The organism is Kitasatospora sp. NPDC001547 (assembly GCF_042894165.1).
Lineage (GTDB): Bacteria > Actinomycetota > Actinomycetes > Streptomycetales > Streptomycetaceae > Kitasatospora.
The window spans coordinates 11,881-22,937 of the sequence record NZ_JBIAVL010000002.1 but is presented as its reverse complement, the minus strand read 5'-3'; the positions used below and the strand labels follow the sequence as shown (position 1 = coordinate 22,937).

At 75.8% G+C, this 11,057-nt stretch carries 10 protein-coding genes; 3 read left to right on the top strand and 7 right to left on the bottom strand.

Annotated features, from left to right (window positions below):
• Positions 1-84 precede the first annotated feature (84 nt).
• Positions 85-1,089, top strand: coding sequence for a 2,3,4,5-tetrahydropyridine-2,6-dicarboxylate N-succinyltransferase (gene dapD, locus ACFY0X_RS02875; protein ID WP_387748118.1), 1,005 nt, complete (start codon positions 85-87; stop codon positions 1,087-1,089).
• 150 nt (positions 1,090-1,239) lie between these two features.
• Here dapD and helR read toward each other — a convergent pair whose 3' ends face one another.
• Complete coding sequence (gene helR, locus ACFY0X_RS02870) at positions 1,240-3,396, bottom strand: RNA polymerase recycling motor ATPase HelR (RefSeq protein ID WP_387748116.1); 2,157 nt, start codon at positions 3,394-3,396, stop codon at positions 1,240-1,242.
• 594 nt (positions 3,397-3,990) lie between these two features.
• On the opposite strand from helR, the gene ACFY0X_RS02865 reads away from it, so the two are divergent.
• Positions 3,991-4,227 (top strand): hypothetical protein, encoded by a 237-nt coding sequence (locus ACFY0X_RS02865; RefSeq protein ID WP_387748114.1) that lies wholly within the window; start codon positions 3,991-3,993, stop codon positions 4,225-4,227.
• On the opposite strand, the gene ACFY0X_RS02860 is transcribed toward ACFY0X_RS02865, so the two are convergent.
• The 6 genes from ACFY0X_RS02860 to ACFY0X_RS02835 form a co-directional block, all read right to left on the bottom strand.
• Entirely contained in the window at positions 4,173-4,925 is a 753-nt protein-coding gene (locus tag ACFY0X_RS02860) for a DUF6099 family protein (RefSeq protein WP_387748112.1), read from the bottom strand. The two genes, ACFY0X_RS02865 and ACFY0X_RS02860, sit on opposite strands and share 55 nt — an antisense overlap.
• 166 nt (positions 4,926-5,091) lie before the next feature.
• Complete coding sequence (locus tag ACFY0X_RS02855; protein ID WP_387749243.1) at positions 5,092-5,532, bottom strand: nucleotide pyrophosphohydrolase; 441 nt, start codon at positions 5,530-5,532, stop codon at positions 5,092-5,094.
• Positions 5,533-5,540: 8 nt separating this feature from the next.
• Positions 5,541-6,986: an AAA family ATPase gene (locus ACFY0X_RS02850; RefSeq protein ID WP_387748110.1), complete on the bottom strand. Its 1,446-nt coding sequence runs from the start codon at positions 6,984-6,986 to the stop codon at positions 5,541-5,543.
• 145 nt (positions 6,987-7,131) lie between these two features.
• Positions 7,132-8,007, bottom strand: a complete 876-nt coding sequence (locus tag ACFY0X_RS02845) for a putative RNA methyltransferase (protein ID WP_387748108.1) — start codon at positions 8,005-8,007, stop codon at positions 7,132-7,134.
• A gap of 91 nt (positions 8,008-8,098) precedes the next feature.
• A complete protein-coding gene (locus tag ACFY0X_RS02840) occupies positions 8,099-8,986 on the bottom strand; it encodes a RimK family alpha-L-glutamate ligase (RefSeq protein ID WP_387748106.1) in 888 nt (295 codons plus the stop codon).
• Positions 8,983-9,891 (bottom strand): RimK family alpha-L-glutamate ligase, encoded by a 909-nt coding sequence (locus ACFY0X_RS02835; protein WP_387748104.1) that lies wholly within the window; start codon positions 9,889-9,891, stop codon positions 8,983-8,985. The genes ACFY0X_RS02840 and ACFY0X_RS02835 overlap by 4 nt, the downstream gene beginning before the upstream one ends.
• A 300-nt stretch (positions 9,892-10,191) precedes the next feature.
• Here ACFY0X_RS02835 and ACFY0X_RS02830 point away from each other — a divergent pair, with 300 nt between their 5' ends.
• Positions 10,192-11,049, top strand: coding sequence for a GNAT family N-acetyltransferase (locus ACFY0X_RS02830; RefSeq protein WP_387748103.1), 858 nt, complete (start codon positions 10,192-10,194; stop codon positions 11,047-11,049).
• Positions 11,050-11,057 lie beyond the last annotated feature (8 nt).

Genomic DNA, 11,057 nt, shown 5'->3' with positions numbered 1-11,057 from the left:
GCCGCCGGGCAGCACCTCCGACGGACGTGTCCGTCCGGTGGGCGTGTTCGGCACCGGGGCCCCGCATTGGTTAACGTGCACGGTGTGACTGCTGAATCCACCTCGCTCGAATCCACCTCCGCGGCGAACGGCGCCGTCGCCGCCGGTCTGGCCACCATCGCCGCCGACGGCACCGTCCTCGACACCTGGTTCCCCGCCCCCGCGCTGGCCGCCGAGCCCGGCCCGGCCGGCACCGTCCGCCTGACCGCCGAGCAGGCCGAGGCCGAGATCGGCGCCGGCGCGGCCGAGGCGCTGCGCGCCGACGCGCGCCGCGGCGTCGAGGTGGTCGCCGTGCGCACCACCATCGCCTCGCTGGACGAGAAGCCGCTCGACACGCACGACGTGTACCTGCGCCTGCACCTGCTCAGCCACCGCCTGGTCAAGCCGCACGGCCAGAACCTGGACGGCATCTTCGGCCTGCTGGCCAACGTCGCGTGGACCAGCATCGGCCCCGTCCCGGTGGACAAGGTCGAGCAGGCCCGGCTGGCCGTGCGCGCCCAGGGCGGTCAGCTGGCCGTCTACGGGATCGACAAGTTCCCGCGGATGACCGACTACGTCGCCCCGACCGGTGTGCGCATCGCCCACGCCGACCGCGTCCGGCTCGGCGCGCACCTGGCCGCCGGCACCACCGTGATGCACGAGGGCTTCGTCAACTTCAACGCCGGCACCCTGGGCACCTCCATGGTCGAGGGCCGGATCAGCGCGGGCGTCGTGGTCGGCGACCACAGCGACATCGGCGGCGGCGCCTCGATCATGGGCACCCTGTCCGGCGGCGGCAAGCAGGTCGTCTCGGTCGGCGAGCGCTGCCTGCTCGGCGCCAACGCGGGCATCGGCATCTCGCTCGGCAGCGACTGCGTGGTCGAGGCCGGCCTGTACGTGACCGCCGGCACCCGGGTCACCACCCCGGACGGCACGGTGGCCAAGGCCGTCGAGCTGTCCGGCCAGGACAACCTGCTGTTCCGCCGCAACTCGCAGAGCGGCGCGGTCGAGGTCATCGCCCGCTCCGGCTCCTGGGGCGGCCTGAACGCCGACCTGCACGCCCACAACTGACCTGCGGGCTCAGGCCGTTGGGGTCCGGCGCCGGGTGGCGCCGGGCCCCGCTCGCTTCTCCGGGCCCGCTCGCTTGTCCGGGCCCGTCGCCTTCCCGACGGCCGGTCGCGGCGTGCCCGCGCCATCTTCCGCTCCCTTCGTCGTCCCTCCTCACCGGCTCCTGAGGACCACCAGCCGCTGGGTCGCCCTGGTCATCGCGACGTAGCGGTCGACCGCGCCCTCGACGCCCCCGCCGAACGCCTCCGGGTCGACCAGCACGACCAGGTCGAACTCGAGGCCCTTGGACAGCTCCGGGGTCAGCGACCGGACCCGCGGCCGCGCCTCGAAGCCGGGAGCGCCGATCACACAGGCGGTCCCCTCGGCGTGCTCGGCGAGCCAGCCGTCCAGGACCGCGTCCAGCTCCGCCACCGACCCATGCACGACGGGGATGCCGCTGCTGCGGACGGAGGTCGGCACGTTGGCGTCCGGCAGCGCGGCCCGGATCGCGGGCTCGGCCTCGGCCATGACCTCCTCCGGCGTCCGGTAGTTGATGCTCAGCGAGGCCACCGTGTTCCGGTCGAGCCCGATCCGCTCCAACCGCTCCTGCCAGGACTCGGTGAACCCGTGCCTGGCCTGCGCCCGGTCCCCGACGATGGTGAAGCTCCGGGACGGGCAGCGCAGCAGCAGCATCTGCCACTCCGCGTCGGTCAGCTCCTGGGCCTCGTCCACCACGATGTGGGCGAACGGCCCGGCGAGCGGCTCCGGGTCGGCGACGGGCAGGGCCGTCTCGTCGACCAGGGTGTCCTGGAGGTCGCGCCCGCGCAGCATCGTCACCGCGCCCTCGCCGTCGTCGTCGGCCTGCAGCAGGTCCCCGATGACGTCGGCCATCCGCGCGCGCTCGGCGGCGGCCGCGGCCTCCCGCCGGAGCCGTCGCCGGTCCGCCTCCGGATCGCCGAGCCGCTGCCGGGCCGCATCCAGGAGCGGCAGGTCGGACACCGTCCAGGCCTGCGGCGCGTCCTTGCGCTGGAGCCTGCGGACCTCCTCGGGTGCCAGCCAGGGCGCGCACATCCGCAGGTAGGCGGGCACCGACCAGAGGTCTCCGACCAGGTCGGCCGGGTCGAGCAGCGGCCAGGCCCGGTTGAGCGTCTCGACCAGCTCGCGGTCCTGCCGCAGCGACCGGCGGAACAGCTCCGGCGAGACCCCCTCGTCCTCGTCCAGCTTGTCCATCAGGATCGTGGCCAGCTCCTCCCAGATCTGCTCGCGGGCCTCGTTGTGCGGGGTGCCGGGGTCCGGGGCGTCGAACGCGTCGGACCAGTCCTCGGCGCTCAGCCAGAGATCGGCCCAGTGGGTGGAGACCTCCATCCCCTCGGTGGGCGGCTCCTCATAGAACCGGACGGCCTTCTCGATCGCCCTCACCATGTCGACCGAGGACTTCAGCCGGGCCACCTCCTGGTCGCTCTCGGGCCCGGCCTTGGCCCCCTCGGCGACGAGGTCCCGCACGGTGCAGGTGCGCACTCCCTCCTCGCCGAGGCTGGGCAGGACGTCGGCGACGTAGGCCAGGTAGGGCTGGTGCGGGCCGACGAACAGCACCCCGCCGCGCCGGTGGCCGAGCCGCGGGTCGGAGTAGAGCAGGTAGGCGGAGCGGTGCAGCGCGACGACCGTCTTCCCGGTGCCCGGGCCGCCGTCGACCACCAGGGCGCCCCGGGACCCCGCCCGGATGATGGCGTCCTGGTCGGCCTGGATGGTCGCCAGCACGTCCCGCATCCGGGCCGACCGGTTGCCGCCCAGGCCGGCGATGAACGCGGACTGGTCGTCCAGCGCGGCGTGCCCCTCCAGGGCCTCGGCGGTGAACACCTCGTCCCAGTAGTCGCCGATCCGGCCGCCGTTCCAGCGGTACCGGCGCCGGCTCACCAGGCCCATCGGGTCGGCGTGGGTGGCCGCGAAGAACGGCTCGGCCGCGGGCGAGCGCCAGTCGACCAGCAGTCGGCGCCCCTCGCTGTCGGTGAGCCCGAGCCGCCCGATGTACACCGGCTCCGCGTCGCCCGCGAGGACGACCCGCCCGAGGCAGAGGTCCAGGCCGAAGCGGCGCAGGGCGCGCAGCCGACCGGTCAGCTTGTGCACCTCGATGTCCCGGTCCATCGCCTCCCGGCCGAGGCCGCCCGGCGCGCGGCGCAGCGCGTCGAGGCGGTCGGACAGCTCGGCGATCGACTGCTCCAGGCTCTCCGCGACGGCCGCGAAGTGCCGTTCGTCCGCGCCGATCAGCGCCGGGTCGGCCTTGGCGGCGAGGCGGGCGGGGAGGTCGAACGCACTGGTGGTCCGGCTGTTCATGGCATCAGCTCCGATCTGAGGCCTGCGATTGTGCGCCACCACGGGGGCCTTGCCGCAAGACCCCCCATGCGCTATACGTTGAGAGTGGCAAGGGGTGGGTTCTCCCCCTTCCGCGTCTCCTCCTCTCCGGGCGCGCTCGACCGCGCCCTGTCTCCACCACGCCGGTCACACCCCGCTCCGCGTGGGCCCCAGGAGGCAGCGCCCCAGGGCGTGTCTGACAATTCCCGCCGGGTTCGCGGCGCCGGGGCACGCACCTCGCCGCGTTGTCGTCGGTCGCCAATGCTCCGCAGTGGCTCCCTCCTCCGCCTTGCGATGCACGCACCCCAACGCCGCGCCCTGATCCGACGCGAAGTGTCAGACACGCCCTAGACGAGGCGGCGCCGCGAGGGCAACCCCGGCTCACCCGGGAGGCTGACCGCGCAGCGGAGTTGGACCGCATCGAGTGGTGTCCGGGTGACGGCGTCCGGGGCAGTTCGTTGGGTGCTACGGCGGGGGCGGGTGCCCCGGTGGGCGGGCAACCGCCGCCTCCCGCCGTGCGGTCCGAGCCACCGTCGGCCGCTCCACACCGCGCCACCGATCCGAAGAGGTCCCGTCATGTCCGAACCATCTGCCACGCCGCAGTTCCCGAGCAGCCCGACGGGCTCGGCCGACGGCACCTCGGCCGGGCCCGCCACTCCCAAGAGCCTGTTGGAGCAGATGCAGGAACTGCTCGCCTCCGTCACCGCGGACCTCGCCGAACTCCAGGGCTCCGGCCCCGGGAGCACCGGCTCCACCGCCTATCCGACCGGAACGGACACCTCCGAGGCCTCGGACGCGCCGGGCACCCGGTAGCCCGCCGCCTGGCCCTCCTCGGCCGGCCCGCCCCCACCGGGCGGGCCGCCGCCGTCCGACGGGCGAACCCCAGCGGGCGGCGGACCGCTGCCGGAGGGCGAGCCGCTGCCGCTCGCCGCACCGCCACCGTCACCGCCCGGCGGACCGGTTTCACCCGGCGGCCCGAGCCGGACCACCAGTAACGGCGCCCCGGCCTCCGCCGGCTCCCGTTCGCGCTGCGCCCCGCCGAGCGCCGCGGGTTGCGCCTCCTCCGCCCGGACCGCCGCCCGGCGCAGCCGTACGGTCAGGTCCTTGCACTCCGCCACCGCGTCCACTCCGTCGATGCACGTCCAGTAGATGCTCTCGGTGTCCGCCCCGCAGGCCAGCACCACCAGCGTCTCGCCGACGTCCTGGAGCAGCCCGTCCAGCGCACCCAGGGCCGGCGTCAGGTCCCCCAGGTCGGTGAGCCGCGCGGCCCGGCCGCCGCTCACCAGGGCGGCCCGGACGACGGAGCGGTCCAGGCAGACCGCCGCGTGCGCCCCGGCCTCGGACAGCTGCTGCCCCAGCCCGGTGAGCTCCTCGTCCTCCGACTCCGCCAGCCTGGCACCCACCGCCTCGGTGAGCAGCGCGGCCTGCCGCGCCTCGGCCAGCACGTCCGGTACGTGCCTGGCCTCGGCCAGGGCGTGCCGGGCCGTCTTGATCAGTCGCAGCGCCTCCATGGCCACCGCTCCTCCCGCTCGTCGTCGCCGTCGCCCCCGGCCGCCGGGGAGGGCGGCCGAGCAGTGACGGCTGGTCACGGCGAAAGCGTGCGAGGAAGAGCGCGAGCGCGCATCCGGGTTGTCAGAACCTGTGGACAAGTCGGGGGTTGTGGATAACTTCCTTCCCTCACAAGGGTTGGTCGCCCACGTCCGAGTTGACGGAGGCCGCCTCCTCGGCGGCACCGGGCTCCTTCTCCGCGGCCCCGACCGCCTGCCCGGAAGCACCGGCCGCGTCCACCGGCACCGGGAAGCGGAGCTCGTTCCGCTCGATCTTGGCCGCCAGGGCCGCCAACGGATCCACCCCGACCGCCGTGCAGAACTGCAGCAGGTACGCCAGCACGTCGGCGACCTCGTCGCGCACCCGGTGCGCGCGCTCCGGATCGGACATCACCGCGTCCGCCTGCTCGGGCGTGAGCCACTGGAAGATCTCCAGCAGCTCCCCCGCCTCCACGCTCAGCGCCGCCGCCAGGTTCTTCGGGGTGTGGAAGGGTTCCCACCGCCGGGCCGCCGCGAAGTCCACCAGCCGCTGCCGCAAGGCCTCCACGGTGGGCTCCGCCGGCCCCGTCACTCGTTCGCTCACCCCTCCAGGTCTACCGCATCCCGACCCGCCGCCCCACCATCCGCCGGGGACTCCCCACCGCCCTCCGCGGACCCGGACGAGCCCCCCTGCCCCGCCGACCGCCCCGCGACCCGCTCCGCCGCCAGGCCCTCGTCCGCCGCCGCACCCCCGTCCGCACCGCCGTCGGTCCTACCGCCGTCGGGCCCGAGGCCCGCCGCACCGGCCGCCTCCCCGCGCCCGCCCTGGGCCGGCACCCGCGCCGTCTCCGTCCGCAGCACCGTGAACCCCGAGTCCGGATCCCGCCGGCACTCGACCAGCACCACCCCGCCCCCGGGCGCCCCGCCCAGCACCTCCCGCGCCGCCGCCGGCTCCTGCAGGGCCGCGACCACCCGCAGCTGGCTGCGCTCCGCCATGTCCCGCGCCAGCCGCAGCAGCGTGGCGGTCTGCTCGGCGGAGAGCCCCGCGCCCAGGTCCTCGGCGAGCACGGTGAGCTGCCGGTGCGCCCAGGGCACCTCGGCGGCCACGTCGAGGTCGAGCACCCCGGCCCCGGTCAGCAGCACCGCGGCGAAGGCGAGGTGGCGCAGCATCCCGTCGGAGGCCTGGTCGGCCCCGGTGCGCCCGAGGACGCCCTCGTCGAAGACGGCGAGGACCCGCCGTACGCCCGCGCTCTCGCGCTCGGCCAGGGTGAGGCCGAGCAGCGGATGGGGCGCGGCGGACTGCACCGCGCGCAGCAGTTGCCCGTACCGGCGCGGGCACTCGTTGCTCAGCCGGGCGACGACGGCGGAGATGTTGGCGGCGTTGCTGCGCAGCCGGGCCTGCGGGTCGGCCCGGGCCCAGCCGCGCATCAGCGCGGGGACGGGGTGCAGCGGGAAGACCTCGCGCAGCGCGGTGAGCAGGTCCTCGGTGGCGGCGAGGACGAGGCACTCCCCGGCCGAGGAGCCGGCGACCCGCAGCGGCAGCTGCGCGGTGATCAGCGTGCCGCTGGGGAACGGCGCCCGGATGTCGCCCTGGCGGGTGTCGTTGTGCCAGCAGACGTTGACCCGCCGGTTGCGGACGTCCTGCTCGCCGGTGTCCATCAGGGTCCGGCCGTCGAGGGTGAGCGACTCCCGGGCGATCCGGACCGGGCCGTCGGTGCGGACCACCACGTCGAGCCGGATGGAGCCGTGCGGCGAGCGGACGGTGCAGCCGAGGATGATCGCGTCCCGCCCGTGCGGGACGCACCCGTCCAGGCCGCCGCGGACGGGCCCGGCGAGCGGGCCGGTGCGCTCGGGCAGCCCGTCCAGCGAGTCGGCGATCTCCTCGCCGAGGGCGAGCCGGGACAGCACGGCCAGCGCGTCGAGGGCGTTGGACTTGCCGACCCCGGCGGGCCCGTGCAGCACGGTGAGGGGCGCGAGCGGCAGCACCGCACGCCGGTAGGACTTGAACGAGGTGAGCCGGAGCTCCTCGACGGTGGGGCGCGGCACGGGTGGCCGGTCGGGCCCCGGGGCGTCCGGCCGGAGGTGGGACGGCCCTGCGGGCCTGGTGGCGTCGCGGTTCACCCGTCGGACGTTAGCCGCAGGCCGACCGGCAGAAACGTGCCTGCGCGGCAGATTCATCCCAACGTGGTGCTCAGCGCCGGTACGCGGCCACCGTCACCGAGGCCGTCACCTCGGCCGGCTCCGGCAGCCCCGCGAGGGCGGCGCCGAGCCGCTCCGGGTCGGTGTGCCAGGCGCTCGGCCCCATGCCGACCACGGTGCGCACGTCCTGCGGGCCGAGCCGCAGGGTGAACTCGACCTCCCGCCGCCCCACGGGCTCCAGGTACGGCCCGAGCTTCTCGTCGATCCGCCGCTGCTTCTCCTCGTCCACCGACAGCAACCCCAGCGCGTCGACGAGTTCGCGCAGGTGGCGGGCGGTCGGCGAGACCAGCAGCAGGGTGCCGCCGGGGCGCAGCACCCGGCGGATCTCCGGCCCGTTGCGCGGGGCGAAGACGTTGAGCATCAGTCCGGCCGAGGCGTCCCGCAGCGGCAGCGGGCGCCAGGCGTCGCACACCACGGCGCCGATCCGGGGGTGCGCCTTGGCGGCGCGGCGCAGCGCGAACTTGGAGATGTCGAGCGCCGCGCCGACGGTGCCGGGCAGTGCGTCCAGCACGTGCGCCAGGTAGTGGCCGGTGCCTGCGCCGAGGTCGGCGACCAGGCCACCGGGCTCACCGGGGTCGGCGTCGGCGGAAGCGAGAGCGTCGGCGGAAGCGAGAGCACCGGCGGCGGCCTCCGCCAGTGCCTCGGCGATCGGCCGGTAGTGCCCGGCGGCGAGGAAGTCCGCGCGGGCCCCGACCATCTCGGCGGTATCCCCGGTGCCGGTGTGGGCGTCGCCGGCGAGGAGGCTGACGTAGCCCTGCTTGGCGAGGTCGAAGCTGTGCCCGGCCGGGCAGCGCAGGCTGCGGTCGTGCCGGGTGAGGGCCTGCGCGCAGTGCGGGCAGGCCAGGTAGCGCTCGATGTCCTGGAGCAAGGTTCCGTCTTCTCTCGCCGTACGCCCCGGCCGGTCGGGGCGCCAGCCAGCCTAACGACCTCGGCGCACCGGCCGCCCCCGGCCGAGCGGCCTACCGCGCGCCCTTCCCCGGCCCGATCCCCGCCAGCGCCCGTCCAGCGGCCTGCGGCCCCACGGCCCGACCCGCGGACCCCTGCCCCATCAGTGGCCGCCCCTCCTCCGCCCCGACCCGCTCGGCGCCGACCCGCAGCGCCAGCGCCACGAGCGCCTCCGGCGCGCCGGGCCGGCCACGGACCCCCGGAAAGGCGTTGACGTCCACGATGACCGGCTCGGCGGGCCCGTCGAGCAGGTCGACCCCGTACACGTCGAGCCCGAACACCTCGCCGACCCGCAGCGCGAGCGCGGCCCTCCCGGCGGACGGCTCCCAGTCCTCCGCCCGCCCCGACTTCCCGGTCCCGGTGGCCAGTTCGGACTGCCGCCGGGCCGCGAACACCTGCCCGTCGACCACCCACAGCTTCTGGTCCCAGCCGGTCCCCGGCACGAACGGCTGTGTGACGACCGGCTCCTCGGGCCAGCGCTCGGCGAGTTCGCGCAGCCGGGCCGGGCCGTCCACCCGGGCGACCAGGTCGTGTCGCCTGCTGTGCCGGCTCTTGACCACGAACGGGTAGGCCGGGACGGTGAGTTCACCCAGCAGCCCGGCCGCGTGGGTGGCCGCGAAGGGCAGTCCGGCCGCGCGGGCGAGGTCGGCCATCCGCACCCGGTCCTGGCACAGCTCGGTGGCCGCCGCCGAGTTGACCACCGGCGCGCCCCGCCGCTCCAACTCCCGTGCCAGCGCCAGCGCCTGCGGGGTACGGGCCTTGAGCAGGTAGACGTCCGCGAGCCCGGCCACCGGCCCGGCGGGCGGGACGGCCGCCACCTCGTGCCCCTGGCGCACCAGCAGTTCGGCGGCCGCCGCCAGCACCGGGTGCCCGGGGTCTCCGGCGATCAGCCCGACCTTCACAGCAACTCCCCCTCGCCGAAGCCCGGTCGGTCGTACGGGCCGCCACCCGCGGACACCAGCGCGGCGGCCGGCCCGCCGGGCGCCGACACGGCCGTCCCGCTGCGCGCGAGCCGCAGCACCGCCTGCGCGACCTTGGCCACCGCGTCCGGCACCTGCCGGAAGCTCGGGAAGTCGTTGACGTCCACCACCACCGGCCCGTCCGGCCCCAGCAGCACGTCCACCCCGTACAGGTCCAGCCCGAACACCTCGCCGACCTGCGCCACGATCCGGGCGACGCTGCCCGGCAGCGGCACCTGCCGCTCCCGCACGCCCTGCCCGGGGTGCAGCGGGGAGGAACGTTCCGTCGCGAACAGCTCGCCGTCGACGCAGTACACCTTGAGGTCGGTCCCGGAGTTGGGCACGTACGGCTGCGCGATCAGCAGCCCCTCCCCCGCCAGCTCCGGCCCGACCTCCAGCAGCTGCTCGGGGCTGCGCACCAGCCGGACGGCGCGCCCGGAGCTGCCGTCGGCGGGCTTGACCACCAGCGGGTACTCGGCGGCCGGGATCTCGGCCAGCCGCTCCCAGCGCGCGGCCGCGTACGTCACCGGGACGGGCAGGCCCCGGGTGCGGCCGATGACCGCCGCGAGCGCCTTGTCCCGGACCCCGCGGATCGAGCGCACGTCGTTCACCGTGGTGAGGCCGACGGCGGCGGCCGACTCCAGCAGGGTCAGCCCGGGGCCGCCGGACACGGTCTTGAGCACCCAGGCGTCATGGCTGCCGGCCCGGACCTCCTCGGAGATCGCCAGCAGCGAGTCCCCGGGGCGCAGCACGTCCACCCGGTGCCCCCACGCCGTGAGTCGGCGCGCGACGTCGAGCGGCATGCCGTCGCGCCGGTAGTGTTCCTCCACCAGAAAGCAGAGCCTCATGGGCCTGTCTTCCCCCTTGCCTCGCCGAGTGCAGACGTCCGCCGTCCCCCTCGGCAGAGCTGTAAAGGCTTCAGCATGCACGCCGTGGCCGCACAAGATCGCTGCGAGCGGGTAAGCGTTCGGCAACAATCGGCCCCCGCCCGGCGGCGACGGGCCCCGAGCCGGCGGCCGGGAAGCCGGGGCCGCCCCGCCCCCACCGACGAACCGGTGGCACCCCGGCCCCACCGACGAACCGGTGGCACCCCGGCCCCACCGACAAACCGGTGGCGCCCCGCCCCCGCCCCTGCTTGGATGCACGCCGTGACCCTTGCTGATCATGCTTCCGACCGCCCCCTGCTCGACGAGATCGAGCGCTACTACGACGCCGTACCGCGCAGCGCCACCCGCACCGAGGACTTCGGCCCGCTGACCCTCTTCGTCCGCGAGGGCGACACCGGCTGGCACTACTACGCCCGCCCCGCGCTCGGCCACGACGGCCCCGCCGCCACCGCCGAGGACGTCCGCCGGGTGCTGGCGCGCCAGCGCGAGCTGGGCGTGCCGGAGGCCTTCGAGTGGGTAGCCGAACAGAACCCGGAGCTGCGCGCGGCGGTCGAGGCGGCAGGCCTGACGGTGCACGAGCACCCGCTGCTGGTGCTCGACGCGCAGGAGGAGCCGGCCCCGGCGCCGGTGCTGCCGGAGCGGGTGGAGGTGCGGGTGCTGGGCCCGGACGCGCCCGAGCTGGCGCAGGCGGTGGCCGTCCCGCACGTGGCCTTCGGCAGCCCGGGCACCGCCACCGGCGCGGCCGGCGCGGCCGAACTGGCGCAGAGCGCGGCCGCGTTGACGGCCGAGGGCGGGGTGGCGCGGATCGCACGGCGGATCAGCGACGGCACCACCGTGCTGGCCGCTGCCCTGGAGGACGGCGCGCCCGTGTGCGCGGGCCAGCACAACCCGGTGGGCCCGGTCACCGAGGTGGTCGGGGTGGGCACGCTGCCCTCCGCCCGCCGACGCGGCCTGGGTCTCGCGGTCACCGCGGCCCTGGTCGCAGACGCCCGGGCCGCCGGCGTACGGACGGTGTTCCTGTCCGCCGGCGACGAGGACGTCGCCCGGATCTACCGCAGGGCCGGCTTCCGCCGGTTCGCGACCGCCCTGATCGCGGAGCCCGCCTCGCCCCAGGGCTGAGGCGGCGC

Coding starts and splice junctions, on each gene's coding strand:
- ACFY0X_RS02865 (WP_387748114.1), top strand. CDS start 3,991: ATGTCCGAACCATCTGCCACGCCGCAGTTCCCGAGCAGCCCGACGGGC.
- helR (WP_387748116.1), bottom strand. CDS start 3,396: ATGAACAGCCGGACCACCAGTGCGTTCGACCTCCCCGCCCGCCTCGCC.
- ACFY0X_RS02860 (WP_387748112.1), bottom strand. CDS start 4,925: ATGGAGGCGCTGCGACTGATCAAGACGGCCCGGCACGCCCTGGCCGAG.
- ACFY0X_RS02835 (WP_387748104.1), bottom strand. CDS start 9,891: ATGAGGCTCTGCTTTCTGGTGGAGGAACACTACCGGCGCGACGGCATG.